This window comes from Parapedobacter lycopersici (genome assembly GCF_024643285.1).
Lineage (GTDB): Bacteria > Bacteroidota > Bacteroidia > Sphingobacteriales > Sphingobacteriaceae > Parapedobacter > Parapedobacter lycopersici.
Window position 1 is genome coordinate 199,244 of record NZ_JAMSLW010000003.1, and the last position, 26,043, is coordinate 225,286.

A 26,043-nucleotide genomic window follows, 5' to 3' on the forward strand; every position below is an offset into this window, starting at 1 on the left:
TTTTATTTAGGATCGCGCGCTTTCCATTGCTCGCTGAAAGATTTTGGTGCTACCTGCGGCAATTCGCGGTGTTTGCCCCAGGCTTTTTTGAAGAAATGCCGCAGGAATAGATTTTTGACCTTTCCGCTAAACAGATCAACAATTTTCCGCCTGGTCATTGCGAATGTAAAGCCTTTCCAGGCAAGTTTTTCTGTCTGGGGTGCCAATTTGCTGGCTACTGCATCACGCCGGTTAAGCAGCAGCATATTGTGAATATCGATCTTTACCGGACACACTTCCGTACATTTGCCACAGAGTGAGGATGCATAGCTTAGGTGCTTGAATTGTTCCATGCCCTGTAGGTGCGGCGTAATGATGGAGCCGATCGGCCCGCTGTAGGTCGTGTTATAAGTGTGGCCGCCGATATTCCGGTAGATGGGGCATCCGTTCAGACAGGCGCCGCAGCGTATGCAGTATAACCCCTGCCGCTGTTCTTTCTGGGCCAGCAGGTTGGTGCGTCCGTTATCAAGCAGTACCACGTACATTTCTTCCGGGCCATCCGTTTCCCCTTCCTGGCGCGGACCGCCAAATATACTGTTGTAGACCGTGAGCCGCTGTCCGGTGCCGTGTGTGGCCAGTAACGGCCAGAACAGGTCCAGGTCGGCCAGTGAGGGAATCAGTTTTTCGATGCCCACAATGGCAATATGAATTTTGGGGAATGTGGTGGTCAACCTTGCATTACCTTCATTTTCCGTAACGGCAATGCTGCCCGTGTCGGCAATCAGGAAATTGGCACCGGTAATGCCGATATCAGCTGTTGTATATTTTTCCCGCAGCAGTTCACGGGCCTTTAAGGTCAGCGCTTCAGCTGAGGCATCCAGCGGGGTACCGAAATGCTCGTGAAAAAGCGCGGCAATATCCTGCAGGCTCAGGTGCATGGCTGGTGTCACAATGTGATAAGGCTTTTGGCCAAGCAGCTGGACAATGTACTCACCAAGGTCCGACTCGACTGTCCTGACCCCTTTTTCTTCCAGAAATTCGTTTAAATCGATTTCTTCGGTGGTCATGGACTTCGACTTAATCACACTTTTTGCGCCGGCCTGCGCTACGATTTTCCATATTTCGTTGCGGGCTTCAGCTGCGTCGTTCGCCCAGATAACTTTGCCGCCCTTCCTCTGGAAATTAGCCTCAAATTCAGGTAATAGCTTGTCGAGGTTCTCCATTACCCGCCATTTGGTAATGTGTGCCTTTCGCTTGGCGTTTTCCAGGTGCTGGAAACTGGACAGGCCTACGTGGACCGCAGCGTCATATTTGTCAATGTTGTAATTGATAATTTGCCTATGCCGGGGCTCGAATGCTTTGGTTGCACTGTCCTTCAGAAAGATTTTCTCTTGGGTAGCCGGCATAATAAATGACAATTAAATTAATAACGCGAAAATATGGCAACTGTTGTATCCATTCACTATTTTAAGGCGATGGCCAGTTCATTTAGTTGTTCCTGACTGATTGAGGCCGGAGATTCGATCATGACATCCCGGCCCGCATTATTTTTCGGGAAGGCGATCACATCCCGGATGCTGTCCAGCCCGGCAAATATGGATACCAGCCGGTCGAAACCGAACGCAATGCCACCGTGCGGCGGCGCCCCGTATGTGAATGCGTCCATCAGGAACCCAAACTGTTTTTGTGCCTCTGCCGGTGAAAAACCCAGCAGATCGAACATGCGCGACTGCAGTTCACGTTGGTGAATCCGAATGGAACCCCCGCCGACTTCTACGCCATTAATAACCAGGTCATAGGCATTGGCCCGTACCTGGCCGGGATCACTTTCCAACAACGGGATGTCGGTAGCCTTTGGTGAGGTGAAGGGATGGTGCATTGCATGGTAACGCCCACTTTCCTCATCCCACTCCAATAGCGGGAAATCGACAACCCACAGCGGGGCAAACGTAGTTTTGCTGCGCAGGCCGAGTTGACTGGCGATTTCCAGCCGGAGTTCGCACAGCTGTTTACGTACCTTATCTGTAGCGCCGGCCATAACCAGCAGCAGGTCTCCGGGTGCAGCATCGAAGGCTGCTGCCCACTGTTGAAGCTGCTCGGGCCCGAAGAATTTGTCGACTGAGGACTTGAGGGTGCCATCAGCGTTATACCGCAGGTAAACCAAGCCGGAGGCACCTATCTGCGGGCGCCGTACAAAGTCTGTCAATTCGTCCAGCTGTTTACGGGTGTAGGAAGCACATCCCGTAGCACGGATACCCACTACCAGCTCAGCCTGGTCAAATACCGGGAACCCTGCTCCCTGGAGTACACTGTTCAGTTCAACGAACGGCATGTCAAAGCGGATGTCCGGTTTGTCGGACCCATACAGGCGCATTGCATCGGCATAAGGCATGCGGGGAATGGCGCCCAGGTCGATCCCCTTGACGGTTTTAAATAGATGAGTGACCAACCCCTCGAAAGTATGGAGGATATCTTCTTGGTCCACAAAGGCCATTTCGCAGTCAATCTGCGTGAATTCAGGCTGGCGGTCGGCCCGCAGGTCCTCGTCGCGGAAACATTTTACGACCTGGAAATAACGGTCGAAGCCTGACACCATCAATAATTGCTTAAAGGTCTGCGGCGACTGGGGAAGGGCGTAGAACTCGCCTGGATTCATCCGGCTGGGCACAACGAAATCGCGGGCGCCTTCGGGTGTCGATTTAATAAGCACCGGTGTTTCCACTTCCAGGAAGCTTTCGCCGTCGAGGTACCGTCGTACCTCCTGGGCCAGCCGATGGCGCAGGATCAGGTTGTTCCGTACCGGATTGCGACGGAGGTCCAGGTAACGGTATTTCATACGGAGATCATCCCCGCCGTCGGTATCGTCCTCAATGGTAAAGGGAGGAAGCTTCGATGGATTCAGTACCTCCAGTACGGATACCTTGATTTCAATTTCCCCGGTGGGTATTTTCAGGTTTTTATTCTCCCGTTCAATGACCGTTCCGGTCACCTTAATGACATACTCACGGCCCAGGTCGCGCGCATTATTGCGCAGGGTCTCGTCGGCATCTGCATCAAACACAAGTTGGGTAATCCCGTACCGGTCGCGAACATCGATAAATGTCATTCCGCCGAGGTCCCGGGACTTATGTACCCACCCACTTAATACCACCGTTTGACCCAGTTGTGCCGTAGTCAGTTCACCACAAGTATGTGTTCGTTGCATAATGCTATTATTTGAGGTTGCTAAAATAGCTGTTTTTTGGAAGAAACCCCGAATTGGATATGGATGCGGCAAGAAAAAAGTACAATCCCATTAAAATAGGTGTGGAAAACTTTTTTGTGGGGAAAAGTGGGAGAAAGTGGAGTAAATTCCTACTTTTACCTCATCATTATCAGGTTAAGTGGATTTATGAATCACCTCATCGGCGAATTTGATTGCAAATTAGACACCAAGGGAAGGATGGTGTTGCCGGCTGCGCTCAAAAGGCAAATGCCTGATGTAGAGCGTGCAGGGTTGGTTATTAACCGTGGTTTTGAACGGCACCTGGTGATTTATACGAAAGGGGAGTGGGATAAGATTACGGCCAAGCTGGCTAAACTGAACCCTTACAAAGCACAGAACCGGAAATTTATCCGCGACTTTACCCGTGGTGCCACAGAGTTGACGCTGGATTCGGCGGGACGGGTGCTTTTGCCGAAATCGTTGCTGGAATATGGCGGGATTCAGGCGGAGATTGTGCTTTCCTGCCAGTTTTCCAAAATAGAGGTTTGGTCGAAAGAGGCATATAACCAATTGTGGGAAGATGATGGGGATGATGATTTTGCGGCGTTGGCCGAAGAAGTGATGGGAACGGACCACCTAACGGATGATAGTCATGAATAGCGCCTACCATATGCCGGTAATGCTGGATGAATGCCTGGAGGCGTTGGCCATAAAGCCGGCGGGGATATATGTGGATGTGACGTTCGGTGGTGGCGGGCATTCCAGTGCGCTGATAAAGCAATTGAGCGGATCGGGCAGGCTTTATGCTTTTGATCAGGATCCGGATGCGGCAGGAAATGTTCCGGAGGACAATCGGCTGGTGTTTATTCCGCATAACTTCAGGTTTATGAAAAATCACCTGAGGCTGCATGGGGTAACCGCTGTCGACGGAATTCTGGCAGATCTGGGGGTGTCATCCCACCAGTTTGATGATGCGAAAAGGGGGTTTTCAACCCGCTTTGATGCGCTGCTGGATATGCGGATGGATCAGGCGGGCGACCTGAATGCGCGGGATGTGCTTAATACGTATTCCGAAGCCGAACTACATCGGATTTTTGGCATGTATGGCGAGATCCAGAATGCCCGGTCGTTGGCTAAGACGATCGTGACTGCCCGGATTGAGCAGCCCATCCAGACCGTGGAAACGCTGAAGTCAATGATCAGGAAACTCGTGCCGCGGGGCAAGGAACATAAATATCATGCACAGGTGTTTCAGGCATTGCGCATCGAAGTAAATAAGGAACTGGAAGCGCTGCAGGATTTTTTAGTGCAGAGCGCAGCGGTGCTTAAGCCGGGAGGCAGACTGGTGGTCATGTCGTATCATTCGCTGGAAGATCGGATGGTGAAGAACTTCATGGCGAAAGGCAAATTCAAAGGGGAAGTGGAGCGGGATTTCTATGGTAATGAACTGAAGCCTTTTGCGGTAATCAGCCGTAAGGCAGTAACGGCTTCCCCTGAAGAAATTGCCCGGAATAGCCGGGCCCGGAGCGCGAAACTTAGGATAGCAGAAAAATTATAATATAACGGGTTGCTGCCGGCAACGCGGCGGTTTCAAAAACGTTGGTTTTATGGTAAAGAATGCTTACAAAAAGGTGCCATTGAGCGACGAACAGCAGGAAGCCCTGCAGGATACCGTGGAAGAAAAGGCGGATGCCACGCGGAATTTCTTCCAGTCGTTCCTGGGTTCCGATCGCTTTTCATCGGAGTCGTTTGTGCGGTACATTCCTTTTATTGCCTTCGCCGGCTTGCTTGCTATCCTATACATCGCCAACCGGCACTATGCCGAACGCACAGCGCGCGAAATCGACCGGCTGGGAAAAGAGGTCAAGGAAATGAACTGGGATTATAAATCGCTTTCCGCTGATTTAATGAAACTGACGACCCAGACGGAAATTGCAAAACGTGTCGACAGCATGGGATTAAAAGAACGTACCCAGCCACCGAAAAAGATCATTGTAGTCAAAACATTAGCGCAATAACAAGGATAAAAAATTACATGTAGCATGAACATCAGGGCAGACATACTTTTCCGAGCATATTTGTCATTTGGGCTGATTGTGCTCATTGCTATTGCCGTACTGGCCAAGTTATTCCACCTGCAGTACGTGGAAGGGGAGGAATGGCGTGACATGGCTGACAGCCTTTCCACCCGGTATGTAGACGTGGAGGCTGTAAGGGGGAATATCTATTCGGCAGATGGCAGCTTGCTGGCCACGTCGGTACCGGAATATGACCTGCGCATGGACCTACTTGCCCCGGGGATCCAGGAGGATGATGTTTTTTATGCTAAAGTTGATTCGCTGGCGGCTAAATTATCGGCCTTTTTCGGCGATAAGTCCACTGCCCAGTATTCCCGCCTGCTTAAGCATGCGCGTGCCAACGGCAACCGGTACTACCTGATTAAGCGCGATGTGGGGCATCAGGAGCTGAAAACTGTTCGTGAGTTCCCGGTTTTTAATCTTGGTAAATACAAAGGCGGATTAATTGCGGAGCGGAAAAATAAACGGATCCTTCCTTTCACCAACCTGGCTGCCCGCACAATCGGCTATAAAGTTCCCGCCGAAAACATACACGTGGGCCTGGAGGGTGCATATGGTGAATTTATTGACGGCCAGAGCGGAAAGCGCTTGGTCCAGCGGATCGCGGGGGGTGTGTGGATGCCTGTCAACCGCGAAATTGAAGTGGCGCCGGTTGACGGGTCGGATATTATTTCCACCATTGATGTGAATATGCAGGATATGGCGCAGCGTGCATTGGAAAAACAGCTCATTGCCAGTAACGCCGACAATGGATGTGTGATCCTGATGGAAGTGGCAACGGGTGAGATACGTGCCGTAGCTAACTTTACCCGGGATTCAGAGGGGGTATACCGCGAAAAGTTCAATTATGCCATTGCCCAGAGCGCAGAACCGGGCTCGACATTTAAACTGGCGTCTTACCTGGTGGCACTTGAGGATGGTAAGATTGATACGAATACCGTTGTTGAAACGGGCAACGGAACTTATCAGGTGCCGGGGCATACGATACGTGATACCCACGCCTATGGCACCCTAACGGTCAAGCAGGCATTCGAACTGTCATCCAATGTGGCCATTACGAAAATAATCAATACCGCATACCGGAATAGCCCGGCCGCATTTACCAAAGCGCTTCGCGGACTGCACCTGAACGAGGAACTGCAGCTCCAGATACCGGGTGAAGGCAAGCCGCTGATCAAGACACCTGAAAGCAAAAGCTGGAGCAAGCTGTCGCTGCCCCAGATGGCCTATGGTTACGAGCTGCTAATGACCCCGCTGCAGATGCTGACTTTCTACAATGCCGTAGCTAATGACGGTAAAATGATTGCTCCGCTGTTTGTAAAGGAAATCCGTCATCTGGGTAATACGGTGGAGCATTTTGACGCCCGGGTCATCGATGAACAAATTGCCTCGGAAAATACGATAAACAAATTACAGGAGATGCTCGCTGGGGTGATGATTGAAGGTACGGGAAAACGGTTGCGTAGCCCCAACTATTCGATGGCCGGAAAAACCGGTACCGCCCAGATGGCCGATGGCGCCTCAGGATACGGTGCGCGCAGGTACCAATCGTCCTTCGCTGGCTACTTCCCTGCTGATAATCCGAAATACTCCATGATTGTGGTGATCCGGAATCCCCGTAATGGTTATTACGGTGCCTCTATCGCCGGACCGGTATTCCGCGAACTGGCGGATATGGTTTACGCGAATGACCTGGATATGCACGATAACTTTGACCAGCTTCGGCTCGTCGGCAATACCGGACTGCCTCCCACGCTGAAAGGGTCCACATCCGCCACACGCAAGGTATTCGACGCTTTCGGAATGAAAACCATGTATGCGTCCGCGGGAGGCACACAGCATATTGACACGGTAAAGGGTATCCCGTTTGCCGATGAAGCCATTACAGAGGGGACGGTGCCGGATGTGAAAGGCATGGGACTGATTGATGCCCTTTATGCAATCGAAAATTCGGGCTACCAGGCAAAGGTAACGGGCAAGGGCCGGGTCGTAGCCCAGTCACTTCTTCCCGGACAGCGGTTAAAAACAGGAACATCCATCTCGATTGAATTGAAATGATGCCATTAAAAGACATACTTCATGGGATTCCAGTACAACAAGTAGTGGGTAACCTGAATGTATCCATTGATCAGCTTGGGTTCGACTCGCGGAAGGCGGGAGCGAATAGTCTTTTTGTGGCCATTCGTGGTGTGCATACCGATGGACATCGTTATATCAGTGATGTGATCGCCCAGGGGGCTATTGCGGTGCTTTGCGAAACATTACCGGAAAGTACCAGCGATGAAGTGACTTATATCCAGGTGGCCGATACGGCATTTGCGTTGGGTGTATCCGCGGCTAACTATTATGGAAATCCCTCCCGGAAGTTAAAACTGGTGGGCGTTACGGGTACAAATGGAAAAACAACGGTGGCTACGCTGCTTTATAAACTATTCCGGGAATTAGGCTATGAGGCTGGCCTGTTATCGACGGTGGAAAACCGGGTAGGCGACCGCGTGCTGGCTGCTACCCATACCACACCCGATCCTGTTGCGCTAAATGCACTGATGCACGAAATGGTTGATGGCGGCTGCGATTACTGCTTCATGGAAGTCAGCTCCCATGCCGTTGCCCAGCAACGGATAGCCGGATTGAATTTTGCAGGCGGTATTTTTACCAATATTACGCACGACCACCTCGATTTCCACGGGACGTTCGATGCGTATATTAAAGCCAAGAAGACATTCTTCGACGGCCTGGACCGCTATGCCTTTGCGTTGACAAATGCCGATGATAAAAACGGGCAGGTGATGCTGCAGAATACATTTGCCCATAAGCGTGCGTACGGACTTACTCATATGGCTGATTTTAAGGCTAAGGTAATTGAAAGCCATTTCGACGGCATGTTGCTGCAGCTTGACGGGCATGAAGTATGGGTGAAACTGGTGGGCGGATTTAATGCCTATAATATACTCGCTGTTTATGGCGCTGCCATTTTGCTGGAACAGGAAACGGTTAAGGTGCTGACGGCACTCAGCAACCTGTCCGGAGCGGAAGGCCGTTTTGATATCACCATCTCTAAAACCGGTGTGATCGGGATTGTGGACTATGCCCACACGCCGGATGCGGTAAAAAATGTATTGGAAACGATTCGTGGACTGAGAAAGAACGGGGAACAGATCATTACAGTGCTGGGCTGTGGCGGCGACCGCGATAAGACAAAGCGCCCCGAAATGGCTGCTGTTGCGGTAGGACAGAGCGATAAACTGATTATTACCTCAGATAATCCGCGGACGGAAGACCCGCTGCAAATTATCAGGGAAATGGAAGCCGGTATTTCCGAGAAGGACCGGCGGAGTGTGTTTTCTATTGCCGACCGGAAAGAAGCCATCCGTGCGGCATGCCACCTGGCGCAGCCGGGAGATATTGTATTGGTGGCAGGGAAAGGCCATGAAAAATATCAGGAAATCAATGGAATACGACACGAATTTGATGACAAGGCCGTATTAGCTAACGCATTTAACGAACAATAACAGATCTATGCTATATTATTTATTTACCTGGATAGAAGAGTATACGCACATACCCGGTTTGGGTCTGTTCCAATACATCTCGTTCCGAACGGCCATAGCGGTGATTTTGTCATTGGTCATCACGACTGTTTACGGCAGCCGGCTGATCCGGATGCTGCAGGCGCGGCAGGTTGGCGAAACCATCCGGGACCTTGGTTTGGAGGGCGAGAAGCAAAAGCAGGGAACACCCACGATGGGTGGACTGATTATCCTTGCGGGTATTTTGGTGCCGACGCTGTTATTTGCTAAACTGGATAATATTTATGTAATCCTGATGCTGATCACCACTGTATGGATGGGGACAATCGGGTTTGTAGACGATTACATCAAGGTATTCCGTAAAAATAAGGAGGGACTGGCTGGCCGGTTTAAGATTGTCGGCCAGGTGGGGCTGGGGGCTATCATCGCCTGTACCATGTACTTTCACCCCGAAATCGTTGTCCGGCAGCAGGTGACGGATCCCGCCGCCTATGAACAAGCACAGCTGCGGGTGCAAGAGTCGACTGGCAGGAAATATTATACGGAAGATGTCAAATCAACCAAGACCAATATACCGTTCTATAAAAACAATGAGTTTGACTATGCCAAGGTGCTGAGCGTGTTCGGCCTGAGCGGACCGATCTTTACGTTTCTGGTTTTTTTAGTGGTGGTGGTCTTTATTGTTACCGCCGTGTCCAATGGTGCGAATATAACGGACGGTATCGACGGACTGGCAACGGGTACTTCCGCTACCATTGGCGGAACGCTGGCTATCCTGTCGTATGTATCGGGTAACGTTGTTTTTTCAAATTACCTGAACATCATGTATGTGCCGAATTCGGAGGAGCTGGTCATTTTTGCCGGCGCATTTGTCGGCGCCTGCACAGGCTTCCTTTGGTATAATTCCTATCCGGCACAGGTATTTATGGGCGATACGGGCAGCCTGGCAATCGGAGGCATTATCGCCGCGTTTGCCGTGCTGATTCGCAAGGAGCTGCTGATTCCGATCTTATGCGGTGTATTCCTGATTGAAAACCTGTCGGTCATCATGCAGGTCTCCTATTTTAAATATACCAAGCGGAAATACGGGGAGGGGCGAAGGATATTCCTGATGTCGCCCTTGCACCATCATTACCAGAAAAAGGGGTATCACGAGGCGAAGATCGTTACCCGGTTCTGGATCCTGGGGATTATGCTCGCGATTTTAACCATTGTTACCTTAAAGATCAGATAGCGGATGGGCAATATACCGACATATCATTACCCCCAGCACGGCAAGCTTGTTGTGCTTGGCGCCGGTGAGAGTGGTGTGGGTGCCGCTATACTGGCCCGACAGAAAGGCTTTGATGTTTGGGTTACCGATAGCGGGCAACTGGCCGGGCGGTATAAAACCCAGCTGGAGGATGCCGGTATTGCCTATGAAGCAGGCGGACATACCGAAGCACGGATATTGGATGCAGTACTGGTCATCAAAAGTCCAGGCATACCGGACCATGTACCCATTGTGAAGCAGCTGAAAGACCGCGGAATACCCGTTATTTCGGAGATTGAATTCGCCGCACAGTATACAGACGCCAAACTGATCTGCATTACCGGATCAAACGGTAAGTCGACGACAACCATGCTGACGTGGTTTATATTGAGCCAGGCCGGATTGAATGTCGGATTGGCCGGCAACATCGGCAGCAGCTTTGCACTGCAGGTGGCTACCGCAGATTACGATTATTATGTGCTGGAAATCAGCAGCTTTATGCTGGATGATATGGTGCATTTCCGGGCAGACGTCGCCGTGTTGCTTAACATTACCCCAGACCACCTCGACCGCTATGCGTACAAGCTGCAGAACTATGTGGATTCGAAATTCCGGATTATCCGTAACCAACGGCCGGAAGACCTGTTTATTTACTGTGCGGACGACCCACTGACCGTGGAAGGCCTCCAGACGCACCAATCGCCGGCACGCATGCTGCCGTTTAGCCTGACACAGCAATTTGAGGCAGGCGCATACCTGAATGAACACAATCAACTGGTAATTAACATACCCAATCAAGCGATATTTATCATGGATATTAATGAAATTTCCCTCCAGGGCCAGCACAATATATATAACAATATGGCTTCTGGCTTAGTAGCCAAAGCACAGGAACTGCGCAATGCTTCCATGAAGGAAAGCATGAGCTCATTTAAGAATATTCCGCACCGGCTCGAGTTTGTGGCCTGTATTGCCGGCGTTAACTACATCAATGACTCCAAGGCAACCAATGTAAATGCAGTATGGTATGCCCTGGAAAGTTTTGCCCCCAGGATCGTGCTGATCATGGGTGGTGTAGACAAGGGAAATGATTACGAGATGCTGCGTGACCTGATACGTACCAAGGTACATGCCATTGTATGCATTGGCAAGGATAATTCCCGGATTTATGATGCATTGGAAGAAGATGCGGAGATCATCGTAAACAGCGCAAGCATGCAGGATGCGGTACAGATTGCGTCGCACCTCGCGCAGAAAGGGGATACCGTTCTCCTCTCGCCCGCCTGTGCAAGTTTTGACTGGTTTAAAAACTATGAAGACCGGGGCGACCAGTTTAAGGAGGCAGTAATGAATTTGTAAGGACGATCGCGGATGGAGAAGCAGCAAACAAGGATTATGGATTTAACCGTCGGTCAATAGCCGGCAGCAGACAGCTAAAGGACAATGGAACAGGTATTTTCAAAACTGAAGGGAGACCGCTGGTTGTGGATCATTATCATCGTGCTCTCCGTATGGTCGTTATTGGCGGTATACAGTTCCGTTGGCACACTCGCCTATAAGGAAGGGAAGGGTACGGAAGTGTATCTCATTAAGCATACACTGCTCATCGTCGGCGGGTTTGCACTGATGTATTTCTCCCATTTGCTCGACTATCGGTGGTACGCCGGTATTTCCAAAATATTGATGGCCATTACCATTCCGCTGCTGCTATATACGTTGATTTTTGGCGAGACTATCAACGATGCCAACCGCTGGGTTACTATCCCGGTGATTAACCAGACGTTTCAGACGTCCGACCTGGCCAAGCTGGCACTCATTACGTTTCTTGCACGTACCCTAACCCGGAAGCAGGAGAGTATTAAAGATGTAAAAAGGGCCTTTCTGCCCATTATGGGTGCGGTATGCCTCATTTTTGCATTGATTGCGCCTGCCAACTTATCCACAGCGCTGATGCTATTCGGCGTCAGTGTACTGCTGCTCATCATTGGCCGGATCAGCATTAAGCAGATTGCCTATGTATGTCTGGGTGTTTTCGTGCTGCTGATATTGGTAATTGCGTTGGGACCGCGGCGGCAAACGTATGTATCGCGCGTGCAGACTTACATGAATGGCGAGGAAGCCAATCCGGATAAATCGTTCCAGTCGGACCATGCTAAAATTGCCATCGCATCCGGGGGCCTGTTTGGCAAGGGACCGGGCAACAGCGACCAGCGGAATGTATTGCCACACCCTTACTCGGATTTCATCTTTGCGATTATCGTGGAAGAATACGGTGCCATTGGCGGTGTAGTACTGGTAGCGCTATATGTGATACTGATGTTCCGGTGCATACGGATCGTCACGCTGAGTCCCAAAGCTTTCGGTGCGCTGCTGGCTGCCGGATTGGGCTTCAGCCTGACCCTGCAGGCGCTGGCCAATATGGCCGTAGCTGTGGGCCTGGGTCCTGTAACGGGTGTCCCGCTGCCGTTTGTCAGCATGGGAGGAACATCCATACTGTTTACCAGCATTGCGTTCGGCATTATCCTGAGCGTAAGCCGGAATATCGATGAAGTGAAGGAGAAAACAATAGCCACGCAGCAAAAAAACAAGAAAGTCGTTGTCGGTGAAATTCCGGCCATAGGATAGTTGGGAGAATACAAATAACATGGCAAAGCGAGTCATCATCAGTGGAGGCGGAACGGGAGGACATATCTTCCCGGCCATTGCGATAGCCCATGCGTTAACGCGCATCGAACCGGGTATCGACTTGCTGTTTGTGGGTGCCAACGGCAAAATGGAGATGGAAAAGGTGCCTGCCGCAGGATACCGGATTGTAGGACTGGACATTCAGGGAATTCACCGGAAATCGCTGTTAAAAAACTTGGCCCTGCCGTTTAAACTATACAAAAGCATGCAACGGGCCCGGCAGTTAGTCCGCGATTTTAATCCGGATGTGGCGGTTGGCGTCGGTGGTTATGCCTCCGGGCCGCTGCTTTATACCGCGGCAAAAATGGGAATTCCCTGCCTGATCCAGGAACAGAATTCCTATGCAGGTATTACCAATAAAAGGCTTGCGGCGAAAGCAGCGCGGATCTGTGTGGCTTTTGAGGGTATGGAACGGTTTTTCCCCGCAGAGAAAATACGGTTTACGGGCAATCCAATACGCCGCGGGTCGGTAGCTATACAGGATAAAAAGGCGGAAGCCATGACTGCTTTCGGCCTGAACCCGGATAAGAAAACCATATTGGTCACCGGCGGAAGCCTCGGTGCCCGTACACTGAATGAATGCCTGCGTGATGGATTGGATAAACTGGCAGCCGCACAGGTGCAGGTGATCTGGCAATGCGGCAGCTATTATTATGAAGCACTGGAACCGGTGGTTGCTGCAAAGCAGGCGGAAGGCGTTGTGCTGACCGCATTTTTGAACCGGATGGATCTGGCATATGCCGCAGCAGATGTGATTGTCGCCCGTGCCGGAGCCGGTACGATCGCCGAGTTGTGCGCTGTGGGAAAGCCGGCCATACTGGTGCCTTCACCCAATGTGGCAGAAGACCATCAGACAAAAAATGCACAGGCACTGGTCGGGCAGGATGCGGCATGGATGGTGAGCGATGCCGATGCACCGCAGCAGTTGGTCGATGCGGCACTGACATTGCTGGGAGATGAACAACGGTATGCAGCGCTGGCTGAAAATATTGCAAAATTAGCCATCCTGGATGCCGATGAGGTTATTGCGCACGAAGTGCTGGCACTGGCGGGAGAACGGAAATAACGAGTAAAGAAAATGAATATAGAAAACATCAGACAAGTATACCTCATTGGTATTGGCGGCATAGGCATGAGTGCGCTGGCCCGTTATTTCCGCCATTTTGGATGTCTGGTGGGGGGATATGACCGGACGGAAACGGAACTGACGAGGCAGCTGGTTGCAGAAGGGATTCCTGTGAGCTATACCGATGATTTTAGCCTGGTTAATGATGCATTCCGGGAAGCCGGCGACCATACCCTGATTATATATACACCCGCAGTACCCAGCGAACTCGGGCTGATCGACCAGTTCCAGCAGCGGGGTCATCTCCTGTTTAAACGGTCGCAGGTCCTTGGTCTGATCAGCCAGAACCGGTTTGCAATCGCCGTGGCAGGTACGCATGGTAAAACAACGACATCGTCGCTCATCGCACACGTACTTACCGACAGTGGTTATGGATGTTCTGCATTTTTGGGGGGTATCAGCACCAATTACCACACGAATGTGCTGTTTTCCGATAATAATGTCATTGTGCTGGAAGCTGACGAGTACGACCGGTCTTTCCTGACACTGTTTCCCGATATTGCAGTAGTTACATCGGCAGATGCCGATCACTTGGATATTTATGGCGATAAAGACCAATTGCAGGAATCATTCCAGCTGTTTCTGGACCAGCTCCATGCGGATGGAAAACGCATCGTCAAAGCCGGTCTGCCATTTGCCGCCGATATTTTTTATAGCGCCGGGGGCGTTGCAGATGCCTATGCTGACCGTATTCATATCGTAGCTGGCGAATTTTATTTCGACTACGTTTGGGACGGTGGTAGGATGGATGATGTCCACCTCGGGGTACCGGGTAATCACAATGTGGAGAATGCAACTGCAGCCATTACAGTAGCCCGGTTACTGGGTATCACCGAAGCTAAAATCCGTCGGGCCCTCGCTTCATTCAGCGGCGTGAAACGCCGGTTCGAATATGTGGTCAAATCAGAGAAAGCCATCTACATCGACGACTATGCGCACCACCCGGCGGAGTTGAAGGCATGCTTTGCGGCCGTGCGGGCGCTCTACCCGGATAAACACCTGACGGTGGTGTTCCAGCCCCATTTGTATAGCAGGACCCGCGACTTTGCCGACGAGTTTGCAGCGGTGCTGAGCACGGTGGATACGCTGCTGTTGATGGAAATTTATCCGGCGAGAGAACTGCCCATCAAAGGAGTGGATTCCAGTATGCTGCTTGGTAAAATTAATATCGCGGATAAACACCTCTGCAGTGCCGATGAGGTAAAGGCGTTTGTAAAGGCCCATCGGCCCGAACTGGTAGTTACGGTAGGTGCAGGTAATGTTGATTTATTGGTTGAACCCCTTAAAACGATATTAAGTCATGCTTAAACGGATATCAACGGCTATAAACTGGCGCCACATCCTGTATGGCATGGCCGGCTTGGTGGTGCTTGCCGGGCTGGTGACGCTAATGGGATTCATTCAGGTAAAGAGCAGTGAACAGGCGTGCACGCAGATGCGCATCATCGTGCTGGGCAATGAGTCCTTTGTCGAGCACCGGGATATTGCAGAACTGATTACCGCAAAGTACGGAGAGCTGGAGGGACGGACCCTCGCAAGCGTTCCGATCCACCAGCTGGAAAGCGACCTCTTGCAGATCCCGTTCGTATTCGCTGCAACAGTTACGATAGATATGGACGGTATGCTTACCATACGCATCCGGCAACGGGAAGCCGTCGTGCGCGTGATCAATAAAGCAGGACTGGACTTTTATATTGACAGGCAGGGGTATAAGATGCCGGTTTCGCCGAAATACATGCCCCGTGTACCTGTTGTCAACGGAAATATCGCTGAGCCGTATAACGGCGAACTGGATAGCATGAGCAGCCAGCTGATCAAGGACGTTTTCAAAACCGCCCAATTCATCAGTGCAGACAGTGTATGGAGCAACCAGGTGGTACAGCTATATGTCAACACCGCCAGGGATATCGAACTGGTACCGCGGGTAGGTAACCAGCAGATTATCCTCGGAAATGCGGATTCGCTCGAAAGGAAGTTTGAAAAGCTGATGCTTTTCTATAAACGGATCGTTCCCCGCACGGGAATCGACGCTTATAAATCGGTCAATTTGAAATTTGCGGGCCAGCTGGTTTGTGAACGAAACGAGCACTTCAAGCCTGCGGATAACGGTAACCAGGCATTATAATTCATTAACAATAATAGCATCTATATACAATACAGTCACGTTATGAAAACAAGAATATCATCAGAAAAGGACTCGCCGATTGTGGTGGGGCTTGACATTGGTACAACCAAGATCTGTGTAACCGTGGGGCGTCGCAGCGGAGCGAAGAAAATTGAAATCCTGGGTGTGGGTAAGGCTGAATCATCGGGCGTAAGCCGTGGAGTGGTGGCCAATATCCAAAAGACGGTAAACAGTATCCTGCAGGCCGTGGAAGAAGCCAGCTCGCAGTCCAACGTAGACATTAAAGTAGTTAATGTGGGCATCGCGGGCCAGCACATTAAAAGTATACAGCACCGGGGTATTCTGACCCGAAGGGATGAAAATGAGATCAACCGCCTGGATATTGAACGGCTGATTGAAGACATGTACAAATTGGTACTTCCTCCGGGTGAGGAAATCATCCATGTGCTTCCACAGGAGTTTACCATCGATAATGAACCGGGCATCAAGGATCCCATTGGCATGGCCGGCCGCCGTATGGAAGCTAATTTCCATATTATATCCGGTCACGTCAGCGCGATAAAGAACATCAAGAAATGCATCGACAATGCATCCCTGGAAGTTCAGGACCTTATTCTGGAACCCCTGGCCTCTTCTGAAGCGGTGCTCGACGAAGCCGACAAAGATGCCGGCGTTGTATTGGTGGATATCGGTGGAGGCACCACCGACGTGGCCATCTTCCATGAAGGCATCATCCGCCATACGGCCGTGATCCCGTTGGGAGGGAACATCGTAACTGAGGATATCAAACAAGGTTGTTCCGTACTCCGTAACCAGGCTGAGTTGTTAAAAATCCGGTTCGGTTCTGCCCTGGCCGACGAGAATAAGGAAAACGAGGTCATCTGCGTTCCGGGACTGCGGGGCAGGGAGCCCAAGGAAATTTCGGTTAAAAACCTGGCATATATTATTCAGGCCCGGATGGAGGAGATTGTCGAGCACGTGTATTATGAGATTAAGTCGTCCGGTTACGAAAACAAACTGATTGGCGGTATTGTGGTCACCGGTGGCGGGGCCCAGCTGAAACACCTCGTGCAACTGGTGGAATACATTACCGGGATCGACTGCCGCGTAGGATTCCCGAATGAGCACCTGGCTAAAAATGAAGTGCTGCCAAAAACCATCTATGATGAACTGAAAAGCCCGTTGTATGCCACGGGTATCGGGTTATTGATCAAAGGTATACTGGCCGAGGAAGTACAGGAAGAAATGCCTGAAAAGAAAAGTGTCCTGTCCGTGAGGGAAATTACGGAAAAGGGAAATAAAGAAAAAGGCTTTTTCAAATGGTTCCGCGATATCATTAAAGACGGAAACGAGATTGATGACGAATCTTACCTCGGAAAAAAATAGTTTTCAACAACGACTGATTTTTCCACATTACTAACAATTGTGGAAAACCATTGTGTAAAATGTGCTATTATTACACTACGAATATTGAGTCAAAACGAATGTTGCATCATACTCTTTATGAGTAAAATACGATAGAGCTATGTCATTTAAGTTTGAAATGTTAAAGGAGCAATCGGCAATTATTAAGGTAATTGGCGTAGGCGGCGGCGGCGGAAATGCGGTCAATCACATGTATAAGCAGGGAATCAGCGGTGTTGATTTCATCGTTTGCAATACGGATGCTCAGGCATTGGAATTGAGCCCCATCCCCAATAAGGTGCAGCTGGGCGCCAGCCTTACCGAAGGAATGGGAGCGGGGGCCGATCCGGATGTAGGGGAGAACTCAGCAATTGAGAGTATTGAAGACATCAAGCGTATGCTGGGTTCCAATACCAAGATGCTGTTTATCACGGCCGGGATGGGTGGTGGTACCGGTACCGGGGCGAGCCCCGTGCTGGCCAAAGCAGCCCGGGAACTGGGTATCCTTACGGTGGCGATCATAACCACTCCTTTTACTTTTGAAGGCAAACGGCGGCGGATGCAGGCCGAAGAGGGCCTGGGCGAATTGAGGAAGTACGTGGATTCGTACCTGGTTATTTCCAACGACCGGCTCCGTGACATTTTTGGAAACCTGACCATGACGGCGGCATTTGCGAAAGCAGATGATATCCTGACCACGGCGGCGAAGGGCATTGCGGAAATCATTACTATTCCCGGTTATGTCAACGTCGACTTTAAAGATGTGCGTACGGTAATGAATGACAGCGGGGTAGCCATCATGGGCAACGCCCTGGCAGAGGGCGAGGACCGGGCACTGCGGGCCGTACAGGGCGCATTGGCATCGCCGCTCCTTAAGGATAATGAGATTGAAGGCGCCCGTTATATCCTGCTCAACATCACGTCAGGCAAGCAGGAGGTGACCATGGATGAAGTTACTGTAATTACCGATTATATTCAGGATAAGGCTGGTCTTTCGGCCGATCTGATCTGGGGTAACTGTATCGATGAGACGCTGGAGAATGAGTTGTCCGTGACGATCATTGCCACCGGATTCCAGACCTCAGAAGAGCGGATAAAGGAAAAAGAAAACGAACGGGTGGAAATCCCGCTTACTCCCGAGGAGCCGCGTACTCCTTATGTTAAGCCGATTAATCAGTTTGTACAGAAGAGTACTGCTGCAGCAGAAGCGGAACCCGTTCCGCAGGCCCCGGTGGCTAAGCATACGAATGTGACCGCTCAGCAGGATTTATTCAGCACGACTTCCTCCAAACCGCAGCTGCGCAACAGCACGCCCGAAAACGATGGTATCATCCGTCATGAGCTGGCTCCGCAACGGGAAGAAGCCGAGGAAAAACCACAGGAGAATGACGGCTATGAGGTAAAGACATCGCCTTCAACGCTTCATTTTGAACTGCCGACAACGTTTGACCAGCTACCGGAAACCAAGCCAGCACCTGCAGCCGGTCCGGAAGAACAGCCCGCTGCGCGGCCAGTAGAAGCAGTCCGTCAACCGGATGAGCAAAAAACACCGGAATTCGTGGAAGAGCAGCTGTTGAAAACCAAGGAACGTATCCTCCGGCTTAAGGAACTGAGCATGAAGCTGAAATCGGCGAACGGACTCCAGGAACTGGAAACGGAACCGGCCTACCGACGCAAGCAGATGGCACTTGACGATGTGCCGCATTCGTCTGAATCGCAGGTTTCCCGGTTTACACTGTCTACCGACGAAGGAATTACCGAAATTAAACCAAATAACTCATTTCTACATGACAATGTAGATTGATATCCCTTCCGCGAGATCAAATTATTGACCCGGTTGAAGGTATTGCATAAGCGTGATAAACAGTTGATTGGAGTCAGATTGTGTAAACAATGCTCCAGTTAAGTGAGTGGAATAGTAGTGGGCGGTTGTTACCTTTTGAATTAAAGTTTATCTTTGCTTCAATTTTTTTAACAATTTAATATTGAAAAAAGAGATTGGACTTATTTGACAAAATAACTAAAAACCTTGGGCCAATCGGCCAGCATTATGAATGGTCGCATGGCTATTTTTCGTTCCCTAAACTAGAGGGCGATATTGCACCCCGTATGTTATTTAACGGGAAAGAACATTTAACCTGGAGCCTGAACAATTACCTGGGACTGGCCAATCATCCTGAAATACGGGAAGTGGACGGTCGGGCGGCATTGGAATATGGCCTGGCCTATCCGATGGGGGCGAGGATGATGTCTGGAAACAGCGCGCATCATGAAACCCTGGAACAGGACCTGGCCGCGTTTGTCGGCAAGGAAGACGGTTACCTGCTTAATTATGGTTACCAGGGCATGGTCTCCATCATTGATGCACTGGTCGATCGAAACGACGTGATTGTTTATGATGCGGAATCCCATGCCTGTATTGTGGATGGCGTTCGTTTGCATATGGGCAAGCGGTTTGTTTACCGGCACAATGACATCGATAGCTGTGAAAAACAACTGATACATGCATCCAAGCTGACGCGCCAGACCGGCGGGGCCATCTTATTGATCACGGAAGGTGTTTTTGGTATGTCGGGTGTGCAGGGGCAGCTGAAGGAGATTGCTGCACTGAAGAAAAAATATGGATTCAGGATGCTGGTGGACGACGCCCACGGCTTCGGCACAATGGGACCTACCGGAGCCGGTACGCATGAAGAGCAGGGGTGTATCGACGAGGTGGATATCTATTTCGGAACGTTTGCGAAATCAATGGCCGGTATCGGTGCTTTCGTAGCCTCCAATAGGGATATTATCACGTACCTGCGATACAACATGCGCTCGCAGACTTTCGCCAAATCGTTGCCGATGCCCATGGTACTCGGACTTAAGAAACGCTTTGAGTTGCTGAAAAGCAACCCGCAGCTCCGGGAGAACCTCTGGACAATCGCCCGCACGCTGCAGAATGGACTACGCGAAAGGGGATTTGATATCGGCACTACGAATACCATGGTTACACCGGTGTTTCTGAAGGGCGACCTGAATGAGGCGACAGCCCTTACCAGGGACCTACGGGAAACGCATAGTATATTCTGCTCCATCGTGGTTTATCCGGTAATCCCGAAAGGACTGATCGAACTGCGGCTTATCCCCACGGCGGTGCATACACTGCAGGATGTGGCGTATACGTTGGAAGCATTTACGGCTATCAGCACCAAATTAAGCGCAGGCTACTATAAACAGGATGTTTCCCTGTCATCGGAATAGGGGGCTTCTGCTTGCCTATCTCATTGTAAAACAGGACGATATTTTGCGTTAATCGCGATAGTGTGGTGAAATGTGGAAAAAAAAGTGCGTTTATAGCGTGTTTTGGATGTTTTAAAGTTTTTTTTTCCGAAAAAAGATTCTACTTTTAACGCACTGTAGATTATTAACTTAATTAAATTAAACTTAAAAGGAGTATTTATTATGGCAAGTATTCAGAAATTTAATGAACTTAAAAGCTTGATCGAAGGGTTAGATGGGGACGCTGACAAATTCTTCAATAAAGGCAACAACGCTGCTGGCACACGGGTAAGAAAAGGTCTTCAAGACGTTAAGAACCTGGCCCAGGCCATTCGCTTGGAAATACAGGATGCAAAAAATGCAAAATAGGCATTATTAGCAATGCGTATTAGTTTATAAGGAGGCTGTCTTACCCGACAGCCTTTTTTTATTTCAGGCCGTCCGATCATAAGGAAGCATCCGGTAGTATCGGTCTTTAACGGACCAAGCATAACAACCCTAATGGATAAGAAACCAGATAATCCGATATGGGCAATGAGCTCGGCTTTTGATCAATTGCCCCTGCACGCACTGATTGCCACCGCAGAGAAAATAGGGGTACAGGGAATAGACCTGTGTGTATTTCGACGTGATGGCACCCGCAGCGACCATACCGCTACCCACCTGGAATATGAAGGGTTCTCACCCGACGATGCCGCGCGGGTGTTGGACCAGTTTAATGCCTCCGGCCTCCGGCTCTCGCTGGGCGCTTTTGAAAACCTGATCGGTGGCGATCCTGCCGAACGGATCCGTAACCAGAATCATTTATTGAAACTGATCCGGATGGCATACCTGCTGGGGGGTGATGCCAACGACGTGAAAGTAGGTACGTTTGTTGGGTATAATCATGAGCTTGGAAACCAGGAAAATGGGTTCCAGAAAAATCTGGATGAATACCGGCGGGTGTTTACTCCGATTATCCGGTATGCCGAGGACCTGGGGGTAACGGTACTATACGAGAACTGTCCAATGGAAGGATGGCGCTCTGCCGCTTATACTTCCACCTATAATAACCTCCCCGGTGTGCTGGCCGCCCGAAAATTGATGTATGCCCTTATCCCAAGCCGTGCACACGGCGAAATTTACGATCCGTCCCATGACGTCTGGCAGCATACGGATCCGGTAGAAGTGATTGCACAGAGCGATATGTCCCGCATCCACCGGATTCACGTCAAGGCAACCCGTAACCTAAAAACAACTGCACGCACGGATTGGGGTGGGATGTATCCAATGCAGTCGGTTGATGCAGGTTTGGCTGCAGCAGCAGGCGTATCCATCCCGGCAAACGCCTGGAACCGGCATCATTACGAGGCAATGCTGCCCGGTTTCGGTGGATCTGATGACCTGGATTGGCGGGCGTTTGTTTCGCAGTTAACCGAAAAAGGATTTACCGGTCCCTATGAAATCGAAAACGAAGCGCGGAATTCGAAAGATACCGGTAATCAGGGAGCTATTATACAGGGTTTCCGGGCCGCAGTGGGTTTTCTGAGTCCGATGCTATGGGAGCTGGATGCCACAGGCGGCTACACCCACGGAGGTGTGAAACCCCTGCTCCGGCCCAATGCGCGCGACATCCCTGTACGGACGGTTGACCAACTGTGAGTAACTACAGGGGCACAGGAGAAAAAAAATTGGTTTGCATTGTAAAATTGCGCAATTTAGATCTACGAATTAATAATTAACGAATTTTAAACTGATCATTTATGGGATTTTTAAAGGAATTCAAAGAGTTTGCCATGCGGGGAAGCGTGGTAGATCTTGCCGTGGGTGTAGTCATCGGCGCTGCTTTTGGTAAAATCGTTACCTCGCTGGTTGATGACATCATTATGCCACCCATTGGTTACGTCACCGGCGGTATTGATTTTTCGCAGTTGAAATATGTACTTAAAGCCGCGGACGAAGCCGGCGGGGTTGCTGAAGTAGCTATTACCTATGGTAACTTCATCAATGTAGTTATCCAGTTTTTAATCGTTTCATTCTGTATTTTCTTAGTGATCAAAGGCATTAATTCCCTCAAACGTAAGGAAGAGGCTGCTCCCGCCGCTCCGCCGGCGCCGAGCAAGGAAGAGGTACTGCTTACTGAAATAAGAGACGCGCTTCGCGCAAAACAGTAACCGGCAGCTTACGGGAAAACCGGACCGTGTTTTGTGGACGGGTAAGGTTAATAAATCGAGAAGGGTGGGGCAAACTAGGAATCAGTTTGCCGCACCCTTCTCGTGCTATAGCTGCGCAGCGCTGGCCGCTGAACGGGCGATTATCCGGTTAAAATGTCCGTTTCACGTCCGGATTGGTAATAATCACATAATCCCCTAGGTGGCGGAAAGTTTCCCATTGGGGCTTATCAAAGCCTTCGTGCGGAAAGCAGGAAATATTCTTTACCCGCAGCGTAGCAGCATATTTGGCCAGCTGGGCAATCGTACCGAGTTTTTCATCGCTATGAAAGCGGCCGTTCAGGTGTAAAATCTTGACCGCGGGTGTCCGTTTGGCCAGCTGGCTGATGCGGTAAGCCATGGTAGCATCCCAGAGGCTCTGGCTTTGGTAGATCTTCATGTTGGCCATTCCGCTGCCATGTTCGCCCATCAATCCGTTGAATTTTTCGTAATAGGCGCCGGTTAGGGTGTCAATAGGCAACGGCGCCAGCAGCATTTTGGCGGCTTCGTCCAGCGTGTCAAGGCTCCCCAGTCCCTCACGCGTCACCCGGTTGGTGTAACGGCTTGGTGCATTGGCGGCCAGTACTTTCAGGTGATGCGCTTTGGCGTATTCCACCGCAGGACGGTAGTCCGCGTAATTATTCCATAATACGGCATCTTTACTGAAATTGCGTTCCGTAATCAGTCCCCCAAGGTATTCATTGAGCACCAGCTGATCGTCACTCACCAGCATCTCCATGGATAGGGCAACGGTTTCGTAGCGCTCGTCCATTGCCTTAAGCACGTCATACTGCAGCGCATGGGCCACTGAATCGTTATGTTCTTCTCCAAAAAATAACACATCGGTGTGTTGCAGCGAACCCACCAGTTCGGACAGGCTGATTTCTTTTTCTGCCTGCGTGTCAAAGACACGGTACAGCACACTGTCAGTCTGTGCGTGCGCAACGGCGGTAAACGTCGTCGCGAAAGCGATGGTAAGGAGTTGTTGACGTATGTTCATGCTGCGAAGATACGGGTTTGTGCAGCAAACCGTATTAGTTTTCAGGACAAACTGCGGCTGTGATTGGTTTAATTGTTTTGCAATGCGGCTGCTATGTTAATGCCGGATAAACAACTGCATGTCGTTTTAGCTAAGCATGGCCGGACTTCGTTGGAGGTGTTCCATTTTTTTGCCTGCCAGTGTTTTTCGACCCACGGGTACAAAACCCAATTGCAGGTACAGCCGTTTGGCATTGGGATTATTTTCATCCACCAGTAAACCGAGGGTCTGTTTCCTTTTTTCCACATATTCCCCGATCAGAAAACGGAGCATATTCGAACCGACGCCCTTGCCTTGCTGCGTGGGGTTCACTCCGATGCTATCGATATAAAACTCGCCGGCCTGGGTTTCATCTTCATAAAAAAAGTCGTTATTGAACCGTTTTTTTATTTCCCGGATAACCGGGTCCCTCAGTTCCTTCAGCCTGGCACCCTCATAAACAATAGCTGCCGCTATCGGCCCGTCGGCATTTTCGGCCACCCAGCAGTTTTCATACGAGTATTGATTGGCTTTCTTACTTATCAGGCTCTTGAGGAACAGACGGGCTTTCTTATTCGATTTTTCTCCTATAAATGCAGAAACGATCTCTTCCATGGCCAATAGCAGCAAATCGGAAATAACGCCGGCATCATCGGGTGCTGCTTTTCTTATGTGCATACAATTTGATGGTTCATGTTTATAAATCAACGAACGGAAATAGGTCAAAGGCAGTTAAGCTTCTTCTTCCAGCAACTGTTGCTTTTCTTTTACATAATCGGAGTGCTCGTTTCCCCAGTGATCAATCTGGGCAAGGATGTGAAGCATACTTTCCCCCAGTTCGGTAAGCTGGTAAGCTGTTTTTTTGGGATATACGTCTTCTGCACATTTATCCACAAGTCCAAAATGCAGCAGTTCCGCCAGCTGCATTTCAATCACCCGGAGGGTGGAGTTGGAGATGCTTTTATGAATTTCTACGGGCCGTACGATACCTTTGTTTATGGCGTCAATGATGCAAAGCTTCCATTTTCCGCCGAAAAGTTTCAACGCAACCCGGATACCGCAGTCCAGGTCTTCTTCCATTTTTCTTTTGTACATGCAATTGGACTTTACACAAAAATAAGCCAATCTTGGGACTCTTCTATGCCGAATCTTTTTTCGGTTATTGTTCCGCCTGGTCCGATAGGCGAAATTTGCCCTATCTTATCACATAAAATTACAGCAATGGAACAAAAATCGAACAGGATATCCGTTTTGGGACTGGGACAAATGGGAATGAAAATAGCGCAACTGTATATAGCGGCTGGCTATGAGGTCAGTGTCTGGAACCGTAGCGATAGCAAAGCAAAGGGACTGACACAGGCAGCAGTTACCAAAACTGCCTCTGATGCCATTAAAGCCAGCACGATCAGTGTTGTTTGTGTTTCCGACAACGATGCGGTAAGCGGGCTGCTTGAAAAATTAACCGACAAAAATGTGCTCAACGGAAAGGTGCTTATTAACCTGACCACCGGAAGCCCGTTGGAAGCGGATAAATTAGAGAAATTGCTTTCCGGTTACGGAGGCAAGTACATCAATGGCGCCTTACAGGTGGCACCTGATCAAATGGGCCTTGAAACAACGACCGTATTGCTGTCCGGGGATGAAAATGCCTACCGGCAGAGTAAAGCTGCGCTGCAGATTCTCGGCGGTAACCTGAAATACCTCGGCGCAAAGGCGGCTGCTTCTTCGGCGATGGACCTGGCAAGCCTCACCTGGCTGTATGGTTCCTACGTGGGATTGATTTATGGGGTAAAACTATCACAGGCATACGGTTTGGACTTAACAGATTACAGCAACCTGATTGGGGAAGTTACACCTGGTTTTACGGATTTTTTTAAGCATGAGATCGGTGTGATTTCAAAAGGCGACTTCCGTGTTTCGCAAAGTCCGTTGGCGATAAGTGTTGCAGCAACCCAGCGAATAGCTGCCGCTTTCCAAAATTTAAATGTAATGAACGGGTTTCCCGGGGCATTGGCGGGCATTTTGGAGAAAGCCCGGCAGGATGGCCTGGAAAATAAAGAACTGGCAGCGATTATCAACGTCATAGGGCAACAGGAAAGCTGATTGGACAGCTGCGGTTTTTGACGCTGATGTCAAGTCGCGGACCATGAAAAACAGGGAAGCGCTGATCGCACTGTTAATTTTTAGATAA

Annotated in this window: 23 protein-coding genes; 18 read left to right on the forward strand and 5 right to left on the reverse strand. The window is 50.2% G+C overall.

The annotated features are described in order from the left end of the window. Positions 1-2: 2 nt before the first annotated feature. Together NEV57_RS07690 and aspS are read right to left on the reverse strand one after the other, a co-directional pair. The gene (locus NEV57_RS07690; RefSeq protein WP_257657729.1) at positions 3-1,385 is read right to left on the reverse strand and encodes a LutB/LldF family L-lactate oxidation iron-sulfur protein; all 1,383 of its coding nucleotides are present in this window, start codon (positions 1,383-1,385) and stop codon (positions 3-5) included. Between the two features lie 56 nt (positions 1,386-1,441). Beyond that, positions 1,442-3,184 carry an aspartate--tRNA ligase gene (aspS, locus tag NEV57_RS07695; protein WP_257657730.1) on the reverse strand — a complete coding sequence of 581 codons (1,743 nt, stop codon included), beginning with the start codon at positions 3,182-3,184 and terminating at the stop codon, positions 1,442-1,444. Between the two features lie 186 nt (positions 3,185-3,370). Between aspS and mraZ the strand changes: the two genes are divergently transcribed. The 17 genes from mraZ to mscL all read left to right on the forward strand — a co-directional run bounded on the left by mraZ (position 3,371) and on the right by mscL (position 22,798). Next, complete coding sequence (gene mraZ / locus NEV57_RS07700; RefSeq protein ID WP_257657731.1) at positions 3,371-3,844, forward strand: division/cell wall cluster transcriptional repressor MraZ; 474 nt, start codon at positions 3,371-3,373, stop codon at positions 3,842-3,844. Then, positions 3,837-4,742, forward strand: coding sequence for a 16S rRNA (cytosine(1402)-N(4))-methyltransferase RsmH (gene rsmH / locus NEV57_RS07705; RefSeq protein ID WP_257657732.1), 906 nt, complete (start codon positions 3,837-3,839; stop codon positions 4,740-4,742). Before mraZ ends, rsmH begins: the two co-directional genes overlap by 8 nt. 49 nt (positions 4,743-4,791) lie before the next feature. Next, the gene (locus NEV57_RS07710) at positions 4,792-5,202 is read left to right on the forward strand and encodes an FtsL-like putative cell division protein (protein ID WP_257657733.1); all 411 of its coding nucleotides are present in this window, start codon (positions 4,792-4,794) and stop codon (positions 5,200-5,202) included. Between the two features lie 24 nt (positions 5,203-5,226). Continuing rightward, positions 5,227-7,320 (forward strand): PASTA domain-containing penicillin-binding protein, encoded by a 2,094-nt coding sequence (locus NEV57_RS07715; RefSeq protein ID WP_257657734.1) that lies wholly within the window; start codon positions 5,227-5,229, stop codon positions 7,318-7,320. Next, positions 7,317-8,774: a UDP-N-acetylmuramoyl-L-alanyl-D-glutamate--2,6-diaminopimelate ligase gene (locus tag NEV57_RS07720; protein WP_257657735.1), complete on the forward strand. Its 1,458-nt coding sequence runs from the start codon at positions 7,317-7,319 to the stop codon at positions 8,772-8,774. Before NEV57_RS07715 ends, NEV57_RS07720 begins: the two co-directional genes overlap by 4 nt. Positions 8,775-8,781: 7 nt before the next feature. Then, entirely contained in the window at positions 8,782-10,026 is a 1,245-nt protein-coding gene (gene mraY, locus NEV57_RS07725; RefSeq protein WP_257657736.1) for a phospho-N-acetylmuramoyl-pentapeptide-transferase, read from the forward strand. A 3-nt stretch (positions 10,027-10,029) separates the two neighbouring features. Next, the gene (murD, locus tag NEV57_RS07730) at positions 10,030-11,403 is read left to right on the forward strand and encodes a UDP-N-acetylmuramoyl-L-alanine--D-glutamate ligase (RefSeq protein WP_257657737.1); all 1,374 of its coding nucleotides are present in this window, start codon (positions 10,030-10,032) and stop codon (positions 11,401-11,403) included. 84 nt (positions 11,404-11,487) lie between these two features. Beyond that, positions 11,488-12,669, forward strand: coding sequence for an FtsW/RodA/SpoVE family cell cycle protein (locus tag NEV57_RS07735; protein ID WP_257657738.1), 1,182 nt, complete (start codon positions 11,488-11,490; stop codon positions 12,667-12,669). 19 nt (positions 12,670-12,688) lie between these two features. Further along, the gene (murG, locus tag NEV57_RS07740; RefSeq protein WP_257657739.1) at positions 12,689-13,795 is read left to right on the forward strand and encodes an undecaprenyldiphospho-muramoylpentapeptide beta-N-acetylglucosaminyltransferase; all 1,107 of its coding nucleotides are present in this window, start codon (positions 12,689-12,691) and stop codon (positions 13,793-13,795) included. Positions 13,796-13,807: 12 nt separating this feature from the next. Continuing rightward, entirely contained in the window at positions 13,808-15,163 is a 1,356-nt protein-coding gene (gene murC, locus NEV57_RS07745) for a UDP-N-acetylmuramate--L-alanine ligase (protein ID WP_257657740.1), read from the forward strand. Continuing rightward, complete coding sequence (locus NEV57_RS07750) at positions 15,156-15,980, forward strand: cell division protein FtsQ/DivIB (protein ID WP_257657741.1); 825 nt, start codon at positions 15,156-15,158, stop codon at positions 15,978-15,980. Before murC ends, NEV57_RS07750 begins: the two co-directional genes overlap by 8 nt. A gap of 42 nt (positions 15,981-16,022) precedes the next feature. Beyond that, complete coding sequence (ftsA, locus tag NEV57_RS07755) at positions 16,023-17,366, forward strand: cell division protein FtsA (protein ID WP_257657742.1); 1,344 nt, start codon at positions 16,023-16,025, stop codon at positions 17,364-17,366. Positions 17,367-17,505: 139 nt separating this feature from the next. Next, complete coding sequence (gene ftsZ, locus NEV57_RS07760) at positions 17,506-19,188, forward strand: cell division protein FtsZ (RefSeq protein ID WP_257657743.1); 1,683 nt, start codon at positions 17,506-17,508, stop codon at positions 19,186-19,188. Between the two features lie 194 nt (positions 19,189-19,382). Further along, positions 19,383-20,627, forward strand: a complete 1,245-nt coding sequence (locus tag NEV57_RS07765; RefSeq protein ID WP_257657744.1) for an aminotransferase class I/II-fold pyridoxal phosphate-dependent enzyme — start codon at positions 19,383-19,385, stop codon at positions 20,625-20,627. 201 nt (positions 20,628-20,828) lie between these two features. Further along, the gene (locus NEV57_RS07770; RefSeq protein ID WP_090629460.1) at positions 20,829-21,014 is read left to right on the forward strand and encodes a BF3379 family histone-like protein; all 186 of its coding nucleotides are present in this window, start codon (positions 20,829-20,831) and stop codon (positions 21,012-21,014) included. Between the two features lie 132 nt (positions 21,015-21,146). Next, positions 21,147-22,286, forward strand: a complete 1,140-nt coding sequence (locus tag NEV57_RS07775; protein WP_257657745.1) for a sugar phosphate isomerase/epimerase family protein — start codon at positions 21,147-21,149, stop codon at positions 22,284-22,286. 101 nt (positions 22,287-22,387) lie between these two features. Continuing rightward, on the forward strand, positions 22,388-22,798 hold the full coding sequence (gene mscL / locus NEV57_RS07780) for a large-conductance mechanosensitive channel protein MscL (RefSeq protein WP_257657746.1): 411 nt from the start codon (positions 22,388-22,390) through the stop codon (positions 22,796-22,798). Between the two features lie 148 nt (positions 22,799-22,946). Here mscL and NEV57_RS07785 read toward each other — a convergent pair whose 3' ends face one another. The 3 genes from NEV57_RS07785 to NEV57_RS07795 form a co-directional block, all read right to left on the reverse strand. Continuing rightward, the gene (locus tag NEV57_RS07785) at positions 22,947-23,834 is read right to left on the reverse strand and encodes a ChaN family lipoprotein (RefSeq protein WP_257657747.1); all 888 of its coding nucleotides are present in this window, start codon (positions 23,832-23,834) and stop codon (positions 22,947-22,949) included. 126 nt (positions 23,835-23,960) lie between these two features. Then, the gene (locus tag NEV57_RS07790; RefSeq protein WP_257657748.1) at positions 23,961-24,530 is read right to left on the reverse strand and encodes a GNAT family N-acetyltransferase; all 570 of its coding nucleotides are present in this window, start codon (positions 24,528-24,530) and stop codon (positions 23,961-23,963) included. A 54-nt stretch (positions 24,531-24,584) separates the two neighbouring features. Beyond that, complete coding sequence (locus NEV57_RS07795; protein WP_257657749.1) at positions 24,585-24,947, reverse strand: winged helix-turn-helix transcriptional regulator; 363 nt, start codon at positions 24,945-24,947, stop codon at positions 24,585-24,587. A gap of 126 nt (positions 24,948-25,073) precedes the next feature. Here NEV57_RS07795 and NEV57_RS07800 point away from each other — a divergent pair, with 126 nt between their 5' ends. Beyond that, on the forward strand, positions 25,074-25,955 hold the full coding sequence (locus NEV57_RS07800; RefSeq protein WP_257657750.1) for an NAD(P)-dependent oxidoreductase: 882 nt from the start codon (positions 25,074-25,076) through the stop codon (positions 25,953-25,955). Positions 25,956-26,043: the final 88 nt, after the last annotated feature.